At 46.4% G+C, this 20,616-nt stretch carries 16 protein-coding genes; 14 read left to right on the plus strand and 2 right to left on the minus strand.

Annotation, left to right across the window (positions count from 1 at the left end; genetic code table 11):
• Nucleotides 1-262: 262 nt before the first annotated feature.
• The gene (locus ACTNCK_RS03045) at nucleotides 263-730 is read right to left on the minus strand and encodes a prepilin-type N-terminal cleavage/methylation domain-containing protein (RefSeq protein WP_441080896.1); all 468 of its coding nucleotides are present in this window, start codon (nucleotides 728-730) and stop codon (nucleotides 263-265) included.
• 247 nt (nucleotides 731-977) lie between these two features.
• Between ACTNCK_RS03045 and ACTNCK_RS03050 the strand changes: the two genes are divergently transcribed.
• From ACTNCK_RS03050 to ACTNCK_RS03060, 3 genes are all read left to right on the plus strand, one after another.
• Nucleotides 978-1,532, plus strand: a complete 555-nt coding sequence (locus ACTNCK_RS03050; protein ID WP_441080897.1) for a hypothetical protein — start codon at nucleotides 978-980, stop codon at nucleotides 1,530-1,532.
• Between the two features lie 102 nt (nucleotides 1,533-1,634).
• Nucleotides 1,635-2,783: an exonuclease SbcCD subunit D gene (locus tag ACTNCK_RS03055; protein WP_441080898.1), complete on the plus strand. Its 1,149-nt coding sequence runs from the start codon at nucleotides 1,635-1,637 to the stop codon at nucleotides 2,781-2,783.
• Nucleotides 2,780-5,545, plus strand: coding sequence for an AAA family ATPase (locus ACTNCK_RS03060; RefSeq protein ID WP_441080899.1), 2,766 nt, complete (start codon nucleotides 2,780-2,782; stop codon nucleotides 5,543-5,545). Before ACTNCK_RS03055 ends, ACTNCK_RS03060 begins: the two co-directional genes overlap by 4 nt.
• A 2-nt stretch (nucleotides 5,546-5,547) precedes the next feature.
• Here the strand turns inward: ACTNCK_RS03060 and ACTNCK_RS03065 are convergent, their stop codons facing one another.
• Complete coding sequence (locus ACTNCK_RS03065; protein ID WP_441080900.1) at nucleotides 5,548-7,308, minus strand: SGNH/GDSL hydrolase family protein; 1,761 nt, start codon at nucleotides 7,306-7,308, stop codon at nucleotides 5,548-5,550.
• A gap of 81 nt (nucleotides 7,309-7,389) precedes the next feature.
• Between ACTNCK_RS03065 and ACTNCK_RS03070 the strand changes: the two genes are divergently transcribed.
• The 11 genes from ACTNCK_RS03070 to ACTNCK_RS03120 all read left to right on the plus strand — a co-directional run bounded on the left by ACTNCK_RS03070 (nucleotide 7,390) and on the right by ACTNCK_RS03120 (nucleotide 20,614).
• Entirely contained in the window at nucleotides 7,390-8,817 is a 1,428-nt protein-coding gene (locus ACTNCK_RS03070; protein WP_441080901.1) for an alanine/glycine:cation symporter family protein, read from the plus strand.
• A gap of 79 nt (nucleotides 8,818-8,896) precedes the next feature.
• Nucleotides 8,897-10,450 (plus strand): ribonuclease Y, encoded by a 1,554-nt coding sequence (gene rny / locus ACTNCK_RS03075; RefSeq protein ID WP_441080902.1) that lies wholly within the window; start codon nucleotides 8,897-8,899, stop codon nucleotides 10,448-10,450.
• Nucleotides 10,451-10,630: 180 nt separating this feature from the next.
• The gene (sufC, locus tag ACTNCK_RS03080; protein ID WP_441080903.1) at nucleotides 10,631-11,395 is read left to right on the plus strand and encodes a Fe-S cluster assembly ATPase SufC; all 765 of its coding nucleotides are present in this window, start codon (nucleotides 10,631-10,633) and stop codon (nucleotides 11,393-11,395) included.
• Entirely contained in the window at nucleotides 11,392-12,801 is a 1,410-nt protein-coding gene (gene sufB, locus ACTNCK_RS03085) for a Fe-S cluster assembly protein SufB (RefSeq protein WP_441080905.1), read from the plus strand. The genes sufC and sufB overlap by 4 nt, the downstream gene beginning before the upstream one ends.
• Nucleotides 12,802-12,826: 25 nt before the next feature.
• Nucleotides 12,827-13,867, plus strand: coding sequence for a SufB/SufD family protein (locus ACTNCK_RS03090; protein ID WP_441080906.1), 1,041 nt, complete (start codon nucleotides 12,827-12,829; stop codon nucleotides 13,865-13,867).
• Nucleotides 13,868-13,881: 14 nt separating this feature from the next.
• Nucleotides 13,882-15,090 carry an aminotransferase class V-fold PLP-dependent enzyme gene (locus ACTNCK_RS03095; protein ID WP_441080907.1) on the plus strand — a complete coding sequence of 403 codons (1,209 nt, stop codon included), beginning with the start codon at nucleotides 13,882-13,884 and terminating at the stop codon, nucleotides 15,088-15,090.
• Entirely contained in the window at nucleotides 15,083-15,544 is a 462-nt protein-coding gene (sufU, locus tag ACTNCK_RS03100; protein WP_441080908.1) for a Fe-S cluster assembly sulfur transfer protein SufU, read from the plus strand. The genes ACTNCK_RS03095 and sufU overlap by 8 nt, the downstream gene beginning before the upstream one ends.
• 107 nt (nucleotides 15,545-15,651) lie before the next feature.
• A complete protein-coding gene (locus tag ACTNCK_RS03105) occupies nucleotides 15,652-16,335 on the plus strand; it encodes an ABC transporter ATP-binding protein (protein ID WP_441080909.1) in 684 nt (227 codons plus the stop codon).
• Nucleotides 16,332-18,860: an ABC transporter permease gene (locus ACTNCK_RS03110; protein WP_441080910.1), complete on the plus strand. Its 2,529-nt coding sequence runs from the start codon at nucleotides 16,332-16,334 to the stop codon at nucleotides 18,858-18,860. Before ACTNCK_RS03105 ends, ACTNCK_RS03110 begins: the two co-directional genes overlap by 4 nt.
• A 56-nt stretch (nucleotides 18,861-18,916) precedes the next feature.
• The gene (locus ACTNCK_RS03115) at nucleotides 18,917-19,588 is read left to right on the plus strand and encodes a response regulator transcription factor (RefSeq protein WP_441080911.1); all 672 of its coding nucleotides are present in this window, start codon (nucleotides 18,917-18,919) and stop codon (nucleotides 19,586-19,588) included.
• An 18-nt stretch (nucleotides 19,589-19,606) separates the two neighbouring features.
• On the plus strand, nucleotides 19,607-20,614 hold the full coding sequence (locus tag ACTNCK_RS03120) for a sensor histidine kinase (protein WP_441080912.1): 1,008 nt from the start codon (nucleotides 19,607-19,609) through the stop codon (nucleotides 20,612-20,614).
• Nucleotides 20,615-20,616: the final 2 nt, after the last annotated feature.

Raw genomic sequence — 20,616 nt, forward strand, 5'->3', positions numbered from 1 at the left:
CGCAGAAACCCTTGACACAGGGCATCCAACCAGCTAGTTGGCAGTCAAGCAGAACAAGGATAGGGTGTGTAGCCGAGGCTACTACTTACCCACACAAACTGATGAAGCCTCTTTTTTACAAATGCTTTTTCAACGCGCGTAATCGTGACAAAAAGACATCCCCGCCAGGGGACGGGGATGATAGTATTATTATCTGTTTTATAAAGCTTTAAATCGCATAGACATTATTCTTTGAAATAACAAAGTGGCTGCAGATTTATGGTTAAGGAGTTCCTAACTGTTCTGAAAGACTGACAGAACTATCCGTTGAATCTACACTCACTTTAACTGTGTATTTTCCAGCCTTCTGCCATTTCTTTGATTTCATGTTAGGCACATCCTTTATTGTCTTATAAAGCTCACCAGCTAATCCTGTACTTGTAGAAGAGACGACTGCATCACCCACTTTAAGTACACCGTTTTTGGAGCCTGCTTCTCCTGGAGTCCATTCAACCGTCGTATCATTATCAGTAGGAAGTGATGTGAATACAGCGTCATCTGCACATGCTGTCTGTACTGCGTTCTTGATCTCCTTAGCTGTTGACTCATCTGATGTCACCCTCGACTTCTCCACATATCTCAGATACTGTGGAGCAAGGATTGCAGCGAGTACTGCGATGATTGCGATTACTACGATGAGCTCGATAAGAGTGAAGCCCTTGTTGTTCTTCTTTGCTACCTTTGTGTTCATTTGCATTTTCTCCTTTTCACTGAACACCTGTATCCGCATCTCTTGAGTTAGGATATAGCCGTGGCTTCTCCGTTCATCATGCGCTGATAATCGAGGACAACTGCATAGGATCTGCTCTTCTTATTGCAAGCAGCAATGCCTAAAATTGATGCTTTTATTTATCCTGAAATATAACTAGCCAATCCCGTTTTTTGCTGTTATAATGGGGTTAAAATGACCTGGCAGAGAGGACCAGATACTATCAGGGATGATAGATCTGAATACTATTAGCAGGGGATCTGGCTTCTTAGAGCTGAAGAAGTGCTGTATCATTTTTATCTTGCTGAAGGATCCATTCTCTGAGGGACGCAGCAAGTATTCCTTCAGGAACTACTGCACCGAGGATAAGCATCTGGCTCTTAATGACGGGACCGAGAAGATATTTCTGAATGCCTCAGGCTCTGGCGAGGAAATATCTGAGGGGCTTAGATCACTGCTCTGGTTTATAGCTAGGAACGAAGCTTCCGACAGGTTTACAAGGAGACTCAACGAGCTTGTAAAAGAAAACATCTCACATGAGAAATGGAGGACTGATTATATGACTTTTGCAATGAAGCTTGAAGAGAGCCGAAGGGAAGGAAAAAAAGAGGGGCTTGAGGAAGGACGTGAAGAAGGTAATTTGAGTACTCTTTGTGATCTGGTACTGGACGGAACACTCGATCTATCCTGTGCAGTTGAAAAGGCAAGGAAGTATGGGGTAACAGACGAGGCTGATTTCCGTCGCAGGGCTGCCCTTCTGGGCTATGATCTGACAGGGAAGTGATAAGGTATAAGGATATCAAGCCCCGTCATCCTGATTTGGTTCATGTGTTTTTGGCAGTTGGAAAACTTATGCAGGATTTTTGTAAGGAGAAAGAGAAAATCTATGAAGCTATTCCATATTTCTGATCTGCATATAGGTAAAAGGGTCAGCGGATATTCTTTGATCTCGGATCAGAGATTTATACTGAAACAGATACTTATCCTTATCTATGATGAGAGGCCGGATCTGCTTCTGATATCGGGAGACGTCTACGATTCGAGACAGCCGTCGGCAGAGGCGGTAGAGCTTATGGATGATTTTTTGCGGGAGCTTGCAGAGGCGCATCAGAGCATGGGCCTTGATACCTGTATCATAAGTGGCAATCATGATTCGGCTGAGCGGCTATCATATGCGGGATCGCTTATAGATAAGTCCGGCATACATATTAGCCCGGTTTATGAGGGGAGTATTCGGGTATTCAGCAAGGAGGACGGATACGGTCAGGTGAATTTTTATCTGATGCCATATCTGAGGCCAGCTGATGTCAGGAGATATTTCGGGGATCAGAAGATAGAAAGCTATAATGATGCTATAAGGACTGTGATAGAGCATATGGAGGTGGATGAGGATCAGAGAAATGTGATCCTTGCCCATCAGTTCGTGACAGGGGCATCTACCTGCGATTCTGAGGAGATAATAGTCGGAGGCCTTGATAATATAAGCACAGACCTTTTTTTAAGCTTCGACTATGCAGCCCTTGGGCATATACATGGGCCTCAGAATATTGGCTCCGACAGGATCAGATACTGCGGGACCCCGCTTAAGTATTCCCTGTCGGAAAAGGATCAGACCAAGTCAGTGACCATAGTCGAGCTTGGGGAGAAGGGAAGCCTTTCAGTCACGACAAGGGAGCTTGAGCCGAGACATGATATGAGACAGATCAGGGGACTTTACAATGATCTGATGAGAAGGGACAGCTATGAAGGGACTAAGACCGATGACTATATAGGAGTAGTCCTTACAGATGAGGACGATGTGCCAGGGGCTATAGAGAAGCTTCGCGTGGTCTATCCCAATATCATAAAGCTTTCCTATGATAATAAGAGAGCCAGGGCTTTAGAGGTCATTACAGAGGCCGCGGAGAGCGATCAGATGACAGAGATGGAGCTTTTCTCAGATCTCTATCTGAAGCAGAACGGACAGGAGATGAACGAGGAGCAGAGGACCTATCTGGGCAGAGTGATAGATCAGGTAAAGGAGGGTGAGCAGTGAGACCTGTAAAGCTTGTGATGTCGGCATTCGGACCATATGCCAGAGAAGAGACTATAGATTTTGATAAGCTTGGCAGTGAGGGACTCTATCTCATATCTGGAGATACCGGAGCAGGAAAGACGACCATATTCGATGCCATCACATTTGCCCTGTTCGGTGAGGCAAGCGGAGATACAAGGAAGGCCGATATGCTGAGGTCAAAGTATGCCGAGCCATCCCAGCCGACCTATGTGGCTCTTACCTTTGCTCATAAGGGGGATATATATTCTCTTAAAAGAAACCCCTCTTATATGCGTCCGGCCAGGAGAGGAAGCGGCCAGACAAAGGAAAATGAAAACGCAGAGCTTTCCTTTCCTGACGGCAGGGTCGTATCAGGACGGAAGGTAGTAAATGCTTCTGTGGAGGACCTTCTAGGCCTTGATAAGGAGAAGTTCACCCGAATAGTCATGCTTGCCCAGGGTGATTTCCAGAAGATACTGATAGCCGGAACTGAAGAGAGGATGAGGATATTCAGGGATTTGTTCGGAACAGAGATATTTGACCGGATCTCTAACAGGATAGTTGATGACACAAGGGAGCTGAAGGGCCGTCTGCTTGATACGAAAAAGAGCTCAGAGCAGTACTTATCGGATATCACTTTTATTCCCGGAAGTCCATTCGAGGAGGAGGCAAAGAGGGCCAGGGAGGGACTTCTTACGGCAGAGGAGACTAAGAGTCTGCTTGGTCAGATGATAGAGGCCGATCAGAACAGATACAGGGAGCTTAAGGATAAGAGCGAGACTCTTGGCAAGGAATTAGAGGAGGTAAATAAGGCCATAGGACAGGCCGAGACAATAGAAAAGACCCGTGAGACGCTTGTATCAGAACAGAAAAAGCAGGAGGCGCTTTTAGAGGAAAAGAAGCAGGCTGGAGAGAGGCTTGCCGCGGCCGAGAAGACCGCTTGTGAAAGGGATAAGCTGAGAGAGAACATCACTGTAAAGAAGGAAGGACTTGCAGCTTATGACCAGCTGGCAGAGTCAGATAAAAAAGTCGCTTCATCTGAGGATAAGCTTGCTTCATATAAGAATGAGAATGAGACCCTTGACGCTAAGCTTAAGAGCAGCCTGGCTCAAAAGGAGAAAGATGATGGTATCCTTAAGACTCTTGAGTCAGCAGGCCTTGATATAGAACGTACCAGAAATGAGCTTGAGAGGATAGGGGAGCAGAAAAATAGGATAAGGGAGATAGAAAAGGATTTAAAGGATCTTGACAGAAAGCAGCAGGAGTATGAGAAGAGCAGGATAAGATTTATCAGTCTGCACCAGCTTTCTGATCAGGAAAATGAAAGATACAGACTGGCAAGAGGAGCATTCCTTTCGGGACAGGCAGGTATACTTGCGGAGGAGTATCTGCATGAAGGAAAGCCCTGCCCTGTATGCGGAAGCCTTGACCATCCGGCCCCTGCTGTAAAGTCTGACTATGTTCCTTCGGAAAAGGAGCTGGATGAACTTCAGAAAAAGGCTGAGGCGGCCTCTGAAAAGGAAAGAAAAGCCAGTATAGAGGCCGGCTCTCTTAAGTCTGCGGCTGATACATTAAGGGAGAAGTGCATAGAAAGGATGACCCTTCTTACCGGGGAAGGGGATTTTGATCAGTGCAGGAGTAAGCTTTCTGACCTTGAGAGGGCAGGCAGTGAGAAGGAAAAGGAGCTTACCCTGCGTCTTGAAGAGCTGGAGCAGAAAAGCAGGAAAAGGCAGGAGCTAGAGAAGACCATATCGGATCTTTCTGAGGGAATAGAGACTATGAGGCAGAATGCCCTGGAGCTTTCCGGCCAGATCTCAGCTGAGGAAGCCGTTCTTTTGCAGGAGAAGGCCAGAAATCAGGAGATAAGAGGAGGGCTGGAGTTTGCCGACAAGAGGGAGGCAGAGGGGAATATCAAGGACCTTTCTTACAGGCTTGAATCCCTTCAGAGAGAGTATGATCAGGCGGACAAGAGGCTTCGTGAGGTAAAGGAGGCCTCGGATGCACTAGATGGAAAGATAAACGGGCTAAAGGAGCAGATAGCTGCCAAAGAGCAGATCGACCTTGGGGCTTTCAGGGATAAGAGGCTTATGCTGTCTGAACAGATAAGCGGGCTTTCAGGACAGCTCCAGCAGCTTTACAGCGTACTGAACCAGAACATGAATGCCTGCAATGGCTTTAGGAAAAGAGCAGAAGAGATCTCAGCTCTTGAGAAAAGCTACACCTGGATGAATTATCTTGATCAGACAGCAAACGGAAGGCTTAGCGGCAAGAGCAAGATAAGGCTTGAGGCCTTTGTACAGATGAGATATTTGGACAGGATAATCAGGCGGGCAAATGTAAGGCTTCTTATCATGTCTGATAACCAGTATGAGCTTATAAGGAGGACTGATTATTCGACACAGGGAAAGGCCGGACTTGATATATCGGTAATAGACCACTATAATGGCACGACCAGAGATGTGGGCTCACTCTCAGGGGGAGAGAAGTTCTTAGCTTCCCTGTCAATGGCTCTTGGGCTTTCCGAGGAGATACAGAATCTGGCCGGCGGGGTGCAGATAGATACGCTTTTTGTGGATGAGGGATTCGGGAGCCTCGATACAGAAAAGCTGGATCAGGTATATAAGGCACTATCCTCTCTTACCGAGGGCCACAGGATGGTCGGAGTCATTTCACATGTAAAGGAACTTGAGGATAAGATAGAAAAGCAGATAGTAGTAGAAAAAGGCAGGAGCGGAGGCAGCAGGACAGAGATCAGGCTATGATCTCAGTCCGGCCAGACTTTTTCTACAAGGAACCTTGTAAGGGAATCACCCATTTTCTCATAGGTATATCTTGTCATATGCAGGTTGTCAGCTGTTGAGTAAGGGCAGTTTTTCTGGTCTACAAATGACTTGGTATGGAAACGGTAGATCTTAAGCCCCTGGCTTTTGTGACGCTCTATAACCGAGTTCCTGGCCCTTTCATAGTCCTTCAGGGTAAAGCCTATCGCATTTTTTGTCTTGAAGCGGCTCTGCCTTATAGTGAAATTATTGCAGCGGTCAGAATAGATCAGATCAGGCATGACTATCTTTACAGGAGTCCTGCCTTTTTTTATTCGCTTATCGTTTGCCTTAGATATGATATCAAGAGCCCTGTTCATGGCTCCGCAGTAGGTCCTTTCATCATCTGAGCTTATATCTCCTACAGGGATCAGGTCGGTATAGTCATTGGTTCCGGCAAGGAGGATCACTGTATCGAAGTCAGAGAAACTTTTCTTATTGGGTGTGAGAAGACCCGGAGGGCAGTTCGGCGTATTTCCAAGCGCTATGCGGGGGATCACGTCCTTTATTATCCTGAAGCGGTGGAAGGGGGCTGTGCTCACATTGCTGTAGGCCAGAGTGGCCCCGGGTATCGCAGCATTATAATAGTCTGATCCGGTAAGCTCCATTACTCTCCATGGATATGAGAAGATATAACGGTTGATGTCTGTCTTGTAGGGGCTTCCGTAGGTGATCGAGTCTCCTATATAGAGGATATCATGGACAGAGTAATTCCTGTATTTAAGCGTGAAGTCAGAGCTTCTTGCTGATATGGTCCTGCCGTTTCTTGTGGCATAGGCATATACGCAGTAATCCATCCCTTTTCTTATCGGAACATCACTGTCTATATAGGTCTCATTTGTGGAATAGAGCGACGAGTAGGAGTAATAGCGTCTCTTTTTTCCATCCTTATAGATAAGCTTTACCAGATAGAGATTGGCATAGGGGACGCTTGTAAAGGTAAGGCATCCCCTGTCAAGTCCCTTTTTCTTGAAATTAATGATAATGGGAGCCTGCAGCCTGTAGTAGCCGTCCTTTTCAAAAGGAGACAGAGAGATCTTGTCGAAGTCAATGCTGCGGCGTGTGGCCCTTACAGTATAGCAGGCTATATGCGAGGATGTGTCAAGGTAGCAGCCGTAGCTTAAGAACTCCTTCTTTTCGACAGGAGAGAAGGTCCTGCTGTAGACATCGGTAAAGGTGACCCGGTTCTTATCGACCTGATCTATGAGTCTGAAATGTCCCCTGTCCATCTTGCGGTAGATCCGGTAGCCGTCGGCACCCTTTACAGGGCGCCATCTGATCCGGGAATTTAAGTTCCCTGATCTTGCGGTGACTGTGGCCCTGCCGCGGATGGTCATAAGGCCCTCGTGATCGTAGTCGCTAAGCCTGTTGGAATATATTCCCATCCCCTTTTCTCTTACCGTATAGACGTAGTCCGAGACAGAGGGCATATTATGATCGGTGAAGCTTGTTACTGAAATAGCTGCCCTTACCTTGCCGATACGGCGGTAGCTGCCTCCGAGGGGCTTTCTGTATATATAGCAGGTGCTGTTAAAGGTGGCAGAGAAGGTGATTCGGACGGTATAGCTGTTGTCAGCATTTGTCTGGGTATAGAGGCCGAGAAGCTTTGGTACGTTTATGTCTGAGGCCTTCGCATCTATAGGAAAAAAGAAAAGGACCGTCAGTAAAAGGACAGCCCCTCTGAATAGATTTTTCTTGTTCTTCATGATAAACATTCTATCATAAATTCATATTTTGTGGTAGAATTAACGCAGTTTTTATCATTTTAGTAAGTTAAAGGAGCAACAATGAAGGCATTTACTAAGTTACTTAGCACGATCGACGGCTATGTCTGGGGAATCCCGCTTATGGTCTTTATCCTTGGTAGCGGCATATTCCTTACGATAAGGCTTCACGGCATCCAGTTCAGAGGGTTCATACAGGGATTTAAGAATCTTTTTTCAAAGGATGAGAAATCAGACAGAAAGGGAGAGGTAAGTGGCTTCGCTGCTCTATGTACAGCGCTTTCTGCGACGATAGGTACAGGAAACATAGTCGGAGTCGCAACAGCTATAGTTGCCGGAGGACCGGGAGCCATGTTCTGGATGTGGCTTGCGGCAATATTCGGGACCGCTACGAAGTATGCCGAGTGTACTCTTGCAGTGCATTTCAGGCAGCAGGGAAAGGACGGACATATAATCGGAGGCCCATTCTATTATATAGAGAAGGGAATGGGAGAGAAGTGGAAATGGCTGGCAAAGATCTTTGCATTCTTCGGCGTCTGCGTAGGCCTTATGGGAATAGGAACCTTTACCCAGATAAACGGCATCACAGGAGCGGTAAAGAATTTCTTTGATCCTTTATCAAAACATACAGTTAATATACTTGGACAGGATACCTCTGTAGCTGTCGTATGTGCCGGTATCATCATAACTGTTTTTATAGCCCTTGTGATAATAGGCGGCCTTAAGAGGATCTCGGCTGTCGCTGAAAGAATAGTTCCTTTCATGGCCATCCTTTATGTAGGAACTGTACTTTTACTTCTTTTTACAAATATCACCAGGGTTCCTGACGCCTTTGTCCAGATCTTCAAGGGAGCGTTCGGAATCAGGGCTCTTGCAGGAGGTATGGCAGGTACTATAATCGCTTCGATGAGAAACGGAATAGCAAGAGGTATCTTTTCAAACGAGGCAGGACTCGGATCTGCGCCTATAGCAGCAGCTGCAGCTGTTACCGATTATCCGTCTGAGCAGGGACTTATCTCTATGCTGGGTACCTTTATCGATACAATAGTGATCTGCTCCATGACAGGACTTGCTATAATAATCACAGGCTCATGGAACGTGGGCCTTGAGGGAGTAAGTGTCACGACGAGAGCCTTTGTTAATGGACTTCCTTTACCGTCAGGCCTTGCGTCCTTTATCCTTATGATATGCCTTGTGTTTTTCGCATCGACCACTATACTTGGCTGGGACTATTACAGCGAGAGATGCCTTGAGTATCTGGTAGGCGACAAGCCTGCTGTGATAAGGGCCTACAGATGGCTGTATATATTCTGCGTCTTTATCGGACCATATATGACAGTAAGCTTCGTATGGACCCTTGCCGATATCTTCAACGGTCTTATGGCCATACCGAATATCATAGGACTTCTGGCCCTTTCAGGGGTCTGTGCAAAGGAGACAAGCAGATATTTCGGAGTCATCCGCGATAAGGGACAGACCTCTGTCAGGTGAAAATTTTCTTGACAGAAAAAGCCTTATACAATAAAATAGAAAGGTAAAAATTTCATAAACCTATTAAGGAGGTGCTCCTGTGCTTACAACAATAATCGCTGTAGCGGTAACGCTTCTGATTGCAATTCCTGCAAGCATTCTTGGCACCAGCTCCTACCACAAGAAAGTCACTGAACGGAAGGTGGGAGGTGCAGAGCAGCAGGCCCGTGCCATTATCGACGAGGCTGTAAAGACTGCTGAGACCAAGAAAAAGGAGATCCTTATCGAGGCCAAGGAAGAGGCCATGCGTTCTAAGAATGATCTGGAAAAGGAGATCAGGGAGCGCAGAGCCGAGATTTCCAAGACTGAATCCCGTGTCGCTTCAAAGGAAGAGAATCTGGACAAGAAGCTCGAGAGTGCGGACAGGAAGGAACAGTCGCTTATAGCCCGCGAGGAAAGGATCGAAAAGGAAAAACAGGAAGTAGCGAAGCTGAATGAGCAAAGGGTACAGGAACTCGAACGAATCTCAGGACTTACCTCCCAACAGGCAAAAGAATATCTACTGAAAACTGTACAGGATGATGTGAAGGCAGACGCAGCAAAGTACGTCAAGGAAGCAATGGCAGAGGCCAAGGACGAGGCTGACAAGAAAGCAAAGGATATCGTGGTCACCGCGATCCAGAGATGTGCAGCCGAGCATGTGGCCGAGTCGACAATCTCTGTAGTGCAGCTGCCTAACGATGAGATGAAGGGCCGGATAATCGGTCGTGAGGGACGAAACATAAGGACCCTTGAGACCCTTACCGGAGTAGAACTCATCGTTGATGATACACCGGAAGCGGTAGTTTTATCTGCATTTGATCCGGTCCGCCGCGAGATCGCGCGGATCGCTCTTGAGAAGCTTATCGTGGACGGCCGCATCCATCCGGCACGTATTGAGGAAATGGTCGATAAGGCAAAGCGGGAAGTCGAGAATACCATCCGTGAGGAGGGTGAATCGGCTGCTCTTGATGCAGGGGTGCATGGACTGGCTACAGAGGAAATCAGACTCTTAGGCAGACTTAAGTACCGTACCAGCTTTGGACAGAATGTCTTAAAGCACTCCATAGAGGTATCGCAGCTTGCCGGACTTCTGGCTGCAGAGGTCGGAGTCGATGTGCGTATAGCAAAGCGCGCCGGTCTGCTCCACGATATCGGAAAAGCAGTTGATCACCAGCAGGAACAGTCAGAGTCACATGTTCAGCTCGGTGTGGATATCTGCAAGAAATATAAAGAGGCTCCGATCGTTATCAATGCGGTAGCGGCCCATCACGGGGACGTGGAGCCGGAATCACTTATCGCTATCCTTCTTCAGGCAGCTGATACCATAAGCGCTGCAAGACCGGGAGCGAGACGTGAGACACTTGACAATTACACAAACAGGATTCAGCAGTTAGAGGACGTCGCCAACAGCTTTGAGGGCGTCGACAAGTCTTTTGCCATTCAGGCAGGAAGAGAGGTTCGTGTCATGGTAGTTCCTGAGAAAATATCTGACGCGGATATGGTTCTTCTGGCCAGGGATATCACTAAGAAGATCGAAAATGAGCTTCAGTACCCGGGACAGATAAAGGTAAACGTGATCAGGGAATCACGAGTTACAGATTATGCAAAGTAAAGCAGAAGAGAGTCGGTCATATGACCGGCTCTTTTGTTGTTATAAAAAAACACATATTTCATCAAATATTCATTGAAAAGAATACCCCCATACCCTATAATAAATATCGTTGTAAAAACAATGGATTTTAGCATATGCTGATGCTATGCTTCATATATAAAAGTTAAGGAGGCAAAGAAAATGGCAGATATCCTTCAGGTAAAGGACCTTAAGGTAAAGCTTGCAGAGGAGGATACAGAGATCCTTCACGGCATAGATCTGAATGTAGGAGAGGGAGAGGTACATGTCCTTATGGGACCAAACGGAGCCGGAAAGTCGACTCTTGGCTCATCGCTTATGGCTGATCCCAGATATGTGATCACAGATGGACATATCATCTTCGATGGAAATGATATCACGGGCCAGTCTACAGACAAGATCGCCAAGGCAGGTATCTTCATGTCCTTCCAGAATCCGGTAGAGGTACCGGGTGTCACAGTGGCGAATTTCATCAGGACAGCCATCGAGAATAAGACAGGAGAGCATATAAAGGCCTGGGATTTCATGAAGGATCTGAAGAAGACCATGAAGGTCCTCGATATGGATCCCTCCTATGCTGAGCGTGATCTGAACGTAGGCTTTTCAGGCGGTGAAAAGAAGAAGGCTGAGATCCTCCAGCTGCTTATGCTCCGTCCTAAGCTTGCAATCCTTGATGAGACAGACTCAGGACTGGATGTCGATGCTGTCCGTACAGTAAGCGCCGGAATAGAGGAGTACAAGAAGACGGTTGGCGGAGCCCTTCTTATCATCACCCATGCGACAAGGATCCTTGAGTCGCTTAAGGTAGATAAAACCCATATCCTGGCAAATGGCCGTATCATAAAGGACGGCGGTCCTGAGATGGTAGATGATATAAATGAAAACGGATTCGAAAAATACCTCAGGGAAGGTGGAATCGATAAATGAAGGAAAAGGCTGTAGTTAAAGACATAGACCGCAGTATGTACGATTTCCGGTATTCAGAGGACGACGCCTACAAGGTAGACGAGGGACTTACTCCGGATATCGTAAAGCAGATCTCAAAGGAAAAGAATGATCCGGAATGGATGAGGGATTTCAGGCTGAAGTCGCTTGATATCTATAATCAGATCCCGGTTCCTGACTGGGGACCATCGATCGAGGGTCTTGATATGGATCATATAGTCACCTATGTCAGACCCCATGACAACAAGATGGAAAACGACTGGGAAAATGTCCCTACCGATATAAAGGACACATTCGAGAAGCTGGGTATACCTCAGGCTGAGAGAAAGTCTCTTGCCGGAGTCGGCGCCCAGTATGATTCAGAGCTTGTCTATCATAATGTTAAGGATTCGGTTGCCGAAAAGGGAGTCGTCTATACCGATATAGAAAGTGCCCTTCACGGCGAGTACGCCGATATGATAAAGGAACATTTCATGAAGCTTGTTCCTCCTACAGACCATAAGTTTGCTGCCCTTCACGGAGCAGTCTGGTCAGGTGGATCCTTTGTCTATGTTCCTAAGGGAGTCCATCTCGATTTTCCTCTTCAGTCATACTTCAGACTCAATGCCAAGGGGGCAGGACAGTTCGAGCACACCCTTATCATAGTAGATGACGACGCATATCTTCATTTCATAGAGGGCTGCTCAGCACCTAAGTACAATGTGGCAAACCTCCATGCAGGCTGCGTTGAGCTCTTTGTCGGAAAGAATGCCACTCTGCGTTACTCGACAATAGAGAACTGGTCCAAGAATATGTACAATCTGAACACCAAACGCGCCCGTGTCGAGGAAGGCGGAAAGATAGAGTGGATAAGCGGATCGTTCGGATCGCATGTCTCATATCTATATCCAATGAGCGTGCTTGCAGGTAAGGGTTCACGTTCAGAGTTTACTTCTGTTACCTTCGCAGGAAAGGGACAGAACCTCGATACAGGCTGCAAGGTAGTCCATGCAGCACCTGATACATCTTCATATGTCAATACCAGAAGTATCAGCAAGGATGGCGGTATCTCGACATTCAGAAGCGCTGTGACGATCGCAGAGAATGCTACAGGCTCCAAGTCCTCTGTATCATGTCAGTCCCTGATGCTTGATGATATATCGAGGTCTGATACCATTCCTGCAATGGACATAAGGACATCCGATGCTGATGTCGGACACGAGGCCAAGATCGGCCGCATCTCTGACGATGTGGTCTTCTATCTGATGAGCCGCGGTATGAGTGAGGAGGACGCAAGAGCCCTGATAGTCTCAGGCTTCGCTGACAATGTAGGAAAGGAGCTTCCGCTCGAGTACGCTGTAGAGATGAATAATCTGATACAGCTTGAAATGAAGGGCGCTATAGGCTGACCAGTGACAAACAAAGGAGATAATAATGAGTGAATTAAAGTTAAATGTCCTTCCTTCTCCTACATGGAACTGGCTTAGGATGAACGATACTTCTTATCAGGTAAAGAAGCTGACCGGAGGGGCAGCACCAAAGGTCTGCATTCCTGATAAGGTAAGAGCAGGTGAGGAGACATTTCCAAAGGACTTTGACGGAGGAATAGGTAGAGAGTTTACTGACTTCCTTGATAAGGAGGAAGAAAAGGCCAGGGTCTTTGATATAGATTACGATATGGCTGATCCGATCCGCCTCCGGTATCAGACAGGCAAGGATCAGGCTGTCTCAGACAGGGTCATGATAAATGTAGCTGAAGGGAAAAAGGGCCTGGCCGTTATGAATTTTACATCTGACGGGTCAGATGGCCAGCTGGCTGTCCAGACAGCTGTAAATATCGCAAAGGACGCTGAGCTTACACTTTTTTCTGTTATGAGAACAGGAGAAGGCTCAGTTCTTATGAACGATATAGGCACCCAGATAGGGGATGGAGGAAGGTTTAATCTGGTCCAGATAGTTCTTGGCGGAAAGGATATCTTCCTCGGAGTTAAGAACCATCTGAGCGGCACAGCCAGCGAGATTGATATGAAGCTGGGCTACTATATGACAGGAGATGACAATCTCGATGTAAACTATATAGCAAGCCATACCGGTCAGAAGACAAAATGCAATATCTATGCCAATGGTATCCTTCGCGACAGGTCACAAAAGACCTTCCGTGGTACAATAGATTTCATCAAGGGCTGCAAGGGAGCCAAGGGTGACGAGCTTGAGGACGTGCTCCTTATGGATAAGACCGTAAGGAACAAGACCATACCTGTGATCCTCTGTGCTGAGGAGGACGTAGAGGGTAATCATGGTGCTACTATAGGGAAGCTTGCAAGCGACGTTCTCTTCTATCTGGAGAGCCGCGGAATGGATCAAAGTGAGGTCTATGAAATGATGGCCCGCGCCAGGATAGATGCGATCGCTGATCAGATCAGTGATGAAGAGACAAGAAAGCTGGCAAAGGATTATTTTCAGACCGGAGAGTAATAAGGAGGATTTGGTTGGATATTAAAGAAGAGTTTCCGATTCTGGAGAAAAGGAACATTGTCTATCTCGATAATGCCGCTACGACTCAGAAGCCGCCATGTGTGATTGAGGCTGCCAGCAGATATTACAAGGAAAATAATGCCAATCCTCTCAGAGGACTCTACCAGCTCTCTATAGATGCGACTGATGAATATGAGAACTCAAGACAGGAGGTGGCTGACTTTATAGGTGCTGCCGACAAGTCTGAGATCATTTTTACCAGAAATGCTACTGAGAGCTTAAATCTTGTCGCATACTCATACGGCAGGAGCTTTCTTGATCAGGGAGATGAGGTAATAACTACTATTGCCGAGCATCATTCGAATATGATCCCCTGGCAGCAGGCCTGCAAGGCTAGAGGAGCTAAGCTTACCTATCTCTATTGTGAGAAGGACGGGACACTTACTCCTGATATGCTTGAGAAGATCATCTCAGACAAGACTAAGATCGTTGCCGTGACCCAGGTCTCAAATGTATTCGGAAGAGAAAATGACATAAAGGGCTTTGCCGAGGTAGCCCACAGGCATGGAGCAATCCTTGTTGCTGACGGAGCCCAGTCAGTGCCTCATATGCCTGTAAATGTGCAGGACCTGGACTGTGACTTTCTGGCCTTCTCAGGTCACAAGATGTATGCGCCAATGGGCATAGGCGTCTTATACGGTAAGAAGGACCTGCTTGAAAAGATGCCTCCATTCCTTTTTGGCGGCGAGATGATAGAGTATGTGACGACCGTGGGCGCCACCTGGGCAGAGCTTCCTCACAAGTTCGAGGCCGGTACCGTAAATGTGGGCGGAGCCGTAGGACTAAGAGAGGCAATCCATTTCATAAACAGGTTCGGATGGGATACGATCATGAAGCGCGAGGAGGATCTGACAGCCTATGCAATGGATAAGATGAAGGATTATCCCTATGTCCATATCTTAGGATCAGCGGATCCAGCTAAGCATCATGGTATCATAACGTTTACAGTCGAGGGAGTCCATCCTCATGACTGTGCAGCGATCTTTGATGAGCATGATGTAGCGATCAGGGCCGGTCATCACTGCGCCCAGCCTCTGCTTAAATACTTAGGGACTCTTTCTACAGTCAGGGCGTCAATGGCCTTCTACAACGACAGGAATGATATAGACCGCTTCTTCGAGGCTCTTACCAGCATAAGAAAGGAAATGGGATTAGATGGCTAACTCTACGTTTTACAAGGAGCTTGTGACGGATCATAATCTTCATCCGGCTCATAAGCATCATATAGACGGTGCAAATCTGACGCTCGAGGGCGTAAACCCGTCCTGTGGTGATGATATTATTATCAATCTCAAGGTTGATGACAATGACAAGATCGTGGATGGTGCGTTCGAGGGTGATGGATGTGCCATTTCACAGGCTTCTGCCGATATGATGATGGACCTGATCATAGGGAAGTCAAAGGATGAGGCACTGCATCTGGCAGATATTTTTCTTCGGATGATAAAGGGAAGCATCACCGATGAAGAGAAGGATGAGCTTGAAGAGGCAGGCGTCCTTCAGGACGTGAGCCATATGCCGGCACGTGTTAAGTGTGCAGTGCTCGGATGGCACACGATTCAGGAAATGTTCGGGGAAGAGAATGAGAAAGCAAAGGAAGAAGCAGCTGCTAAGTAAACTAACAGCTTTGAAGTGACATCCAGATGACGGAATTCATATGCATTCTGTCACCGGGGTGTCACTTTTTTTGTGTATTATGGGAGCATAGAAAGGAGAAAACAACCATGGAAATACTTAGAGCTGAGCATCTGAAAAAAATATACGGACAGGGAGAGACGGTTGTACATGCCCTTGATGACGTGAGTTTTACGATAGAAAGAGGACAGTTCGTCTCGATCATAGGGCCGTCGGGTTCCGGAAAGTCAACGCTTCTCCATATCCTGGGAGGCGTAGATAAGCCGACATCAGGAAAAGTGTATCTGAACGGACAGGACATATATGCACAGAATGAGGAGGAACTGGCTATTTTCAGGAGGAGGCAGGTCGGACTTATATACCAGTTCTATAATCTGATACCATCACTTGATGTGGAGGAGAATATCACTCTGCCGCTTCTGATGGATGGCAGAAATCCTGATAAAAAGCTATTGCACGAGCTTATCAGTACGCTGGGACTAAAGGACAGGATCCACAATCTGCCAAACCAGCTCTCAGGAGGGCAGGAACAGAGGGTATCGATAGGCAGGGCCTTAATTACATCTCCTGCCGTGGTATTAGCTGACGAGCCTACCGGGAACCTGGATTCTGTCAACAGTCAGGAGATCATAGAACTATTAAAGGAGTCGAATAGGAAATACGAGCAGACTCTTATAGTCATAACCCACGATGAGAATATAGCTTTGCAGGCTGACAGAATGATAGCTATAGAGGATGGCAGGATAGTAAGTGATGAGGGGATTAGAGCATGAATATATTTCACAGACTGACAATACGGATACTAAAGAAAAATAAGGTCAGGACTATTGTTACCATAATTGGCATAGTTCTGTCAATGACGCTTTTTACGGCAGTTTTAGAGGGTGCCTGGAGCGGCCTCGTATTCATGAGGGATATCGAATCTCATCTGAGCGGAGAGTATCACGGCCTTCTTCAGAATGTATCTCCTGAGACTGTACCAAAGGTCAGAAAACTTGACAGTATTCAGAAAATCGAGGAGTTCAGGGAAGTTGGATTTGCCAAAGTAAATAAAGACAGCAAGTCGGATCCGTATCTTAGCATCCTGTCAGCTGACAGGAAAAATGGTCTTCTGCCTGTTAGTGTCATATCAGGAAGGATGCCGAAGAATAACAGAGAGCTTCTGGTTTCATCAAATATGGCAAATAGCAGTAATAGCGAATACCGGAAGATAAGGGTCGGGGATACTATTAAGCTTACTGTCGGAACCCGCTCATTCAAGGGAAAGCAGCTTCTGAATAGTGACAGTTATCAGGAAGGAGAGAAGCTGAACAATACTGATCAGAGGACTTATACTGTAGTCGGTATCTGTCAAAGACCGTCTGATGATCTGGTATCCTTGAATCTGCCTGGATTTGTTGCGCTTACTACAGCCGATAAGGGTGATGGCGTTACAAATATAGCTTTCACCCTCAAAAATCCGTATCTTTACAACCATACCGTAAAGAACACGCCAGTGCTTTCTAATGCTGTGGCTCATACATATCTGCTGAAGTTCTACGGCATTTTCAGCGAAGGAAGCAGTCTGAAAATGGTAATAGATGGACTGGTATTAGTGCTTATCGTAATGATCCTATTCGGTTCAGTGTCACTTATCTATAATTCATTTGCTATTTCTGTAAATGAGAGGATAAGACAGTACGGGATGCTCCGATCTCTCGGAGCCACCAAAAAGCAGATACGCTCATCTGTCTATTATGAGGCGATGATCCTGTCAGCTATCGGTATTCCGATAGGGCTTTTGATAGGCTGTGCTGGGATAGGTATAACTCTATATGCACTGAGTCCTACCTTTGATATGTACGCGAAGGGAACAGGCTGTCATATTCATCTGGTATTAAGCCCGGAGATAATAATAGCTGCAATACTTCTTTGTCTTATAATGGCGCTTCTTTCAGCGGTAAAGCCAGCGAACCGGGCAGTTCGTATATCGCCTATCGATGCTGTAAGACAGTCCGGTGAGGTAAGTATAGATAAAAGTGGCAGAAAGGCCGGAGAGAAGGCTTTAAGGAGAGGGCATTTTTACAGTGCGATGGCAAAGAAAAATTATTGCAGGAACCGGAAGCGGAGCAGGTCGACGGTATTTTCTATTTTCCTAAGCGTGGTGCTGTTTATCTCGGCTTCATCGTTTGTGGAGGGCATCAGCAAAGAAGTCGATAATTCGATCGCACAGGGGACGAGTGCCGATGTGATAGCGCAGCTCTATTCAAAGCATTATTCTGAAGAGATAAACAGGCTCTGGGATCAGTATAAGAGTGAGGAACAAGTGAGTGAGGCTTCGATGTATATGGAAGCAGATGTAGCTGAAAAGGCATTTCCGGTAAAGCAGGCTTACCTGACTGATGAATTCATAGAGAATACCTATATAGACAATGGCCAGGTGAACCTGAATATCGGGTTCTTAGATGATGATACATTTAAAAAGCTTTGTCAGGAGAATGGACTTTCTGCTAAAAAATATATGGATCCGGAGAAGCCTGTGGGTATCATATATAACCAGCAGAGATATGTGGACGGAAGCGGGAAAAGTATCAGGTTTAAAGTCATAAAGCAGGATGCATTCCCTGTAAAGGCAGGAAGTGTTACAATAGGCTCTGAGATAAAGGAAAAACCATGGTTTGAGACTGATGTGTCGAGAGTGTATTTCCCGATATCTGCCATGAAAGCTGTCTACGGGAAGGATATCATGCCTTCTGGCAAGCAGAATATAGATATGAGCTGTCAGATGTATTTTAAGACAGGCGACCATGAGAAAATGACTTCTGAGCTTGATGATCAGATAAAGTCAGAAAACCTGAATGGTGATGTGATAGATCAGGCTGAATCATCGATGTCTATGAGGATGATGGTATTTGCGGCAAGAGTTTTTATATACGGGTTTATTATCCTGATATCGCTTATCGCAGCTGCAAATGTATTTAATATCATTTCTACCGGCGTGATACTTAGAAAACGTGAATTCGCTATGCTTCGTTCTGTAGGAATGTCGAGGCGGGGCCTTAGAAAAATGCTTAAGGCCGAAAGCCTTCAGTATGGTACGAAGGCGCTGATCATTGGTATTCCGGTGGCGATACTGATAAGTTTTGCTATCTGGCGCATAGTGAGTGTGAATATAGAGTCAGCTTTTTATCTGCCGGTGGTGCCGATAGTTATTGCGATCGCGGTGGTGTTTGCGGTGATATTCATATCGATGCATTTTGCGGAGAAGAGGATCAGTGCCGCGAATCTGATCGATGCGCTCAAGGATGAGAATATATGAGTAAGTCCGCGCGGTGAGGGAAAGAACACCGCGCGTATTTTACAGAAAGGTTTCTGATGATTATTTCTATACTCCTTGTAGAAGATGATAAATCAATCGTAGATTCGTTGATAGAGTATCTGAAGAAAGAGGAATATGCTGTTACGGCGGTGCCGGGGCAGCGGGATGCATTAAAAGCTTTGAAGGCTGACAGGTTTGATATAGTGCTGCTAGATATTTCGCTTAAGGATGGAAACGGTTATTCGCTGTGTTCGGAGATAAAAAGCGAATACGATATTCCGGTGATCTTTCTGACGGCGTCTGGGGATGAGGCCAGTGTCGTGGCTGGTTTTGATCTGGGCGCGGATGATTATATCGCAAAGCCTTTCAGACCGAGGGAGCTGGTTTCGAGAATTAAGAATGCGTTACGGAAGTATCAGCATGACAATGGACGGATTGTAATAGGTGATCTGTTTATAGATATGAACAGTGGAAAAATTAGTAAAGGTGAGAAGGATATCGTGCTGTCTGCTCTCGAATTCAGGATTCTTCAGATTTTTGTAGAGAACAGAGGTAGGATTTTGTCTCGGGAAGCTCTTCTCGAGGACGTCTGGGATATCGCTGGGAATTTTGTCAACGACAACACTCTTTCTGTCTATATCAAGCGCCTCCGTGAGAAAATAGAGGATGACCCGCAGAATCCAAAGATAATAATGACTGTCAGGGGTCTTGGTTACCGTATGGTATGAAAAAGGGAGGCTTTGGCTTTGAATATCTGGAAGAATGCGAAGTTCAGATGGTGTTTTTGTATTATGGTGATGGCCAGTCTGGTATGTGATCTGACCATTTTATTTTTGTATGACAAGATGGCGGCTCTGATTGCACTGATTGCTGAGGCCGTCTGTATTTCTGTTTTTGGATCATATACGATGGTGAGGCTTAAGGACATAGCGGAACTGTCTGATGAGGTTGACAAGGTGCTGCATGGTAAAGAAGAGCTTACCATCAGAAACGCGAAGGAGGGCGAGCTTTATATCCTCTATTCTGAGCTTCGCAAAATGACTGTAAGGCTTCGCTCACAGGCTGAGACGAGTGATAAAGACCGGCTTCGTATGAGTAAGGCTTTGGCGGACATATCCCATCAGCTTCGGACTCCGCTTACCGCTATGAATCTGACTGTAAATCTCCTGTCTGATGACGGTGCGGACAGTGACAATTACCGGAAGCATATACATGAATTGAAGGATTCACTTGCCAGAATGGAAAATCTGACCGAAGCACTTCTGAAAATAGCAAAGCTTGATTCCGGCACTGTGGCATTCATAAAGAAACAGATCAATGTCTCTGATGTGATAGAAAAGGCAGCTGAACCGCTGCTGATCCCGATGGAGCTTAAAGGGATAGCTTTTGATGCTTCATGCGGTGATGCTGCATTTATCGGTGATAGGGAGTGGTGCGCCGAGGCTTTGGGCAATCTGATAAAAAACTGCGTTGAGCACACGCCTTCTGGTGGCACTATTAGTGTAAGAGCGGAAGAAACGGCCATTTTTACAGAAGTAGTCATAACAGATACCGGAGAAGGCTTCAAAGAATCTGACCTTCCTCATCTCTTCGAGCGTTTCTACCGTGGTGAAAATGCCTCGTCACAGAGCATCGGTATCGGACTCGCCTTATCCCGTGACATCATCAAAGCCCACAACGGCACGATAAAAGCATCAAATATCCGCCCGCACGGCGCCGAATTCACCGTCCGCTTCTATAAGCGGGTCATATAAAA

It is taken from the genome of Candidatus Weimeria sp. HCP3S3_B5 (assembly GCF_052064335.1).
In the GTDB taxonomy this organism is placed as follows: Bacteria; Bacillota; Clostridia; order Lachnospirales; family Lachnospiraceae; genus Weimeria.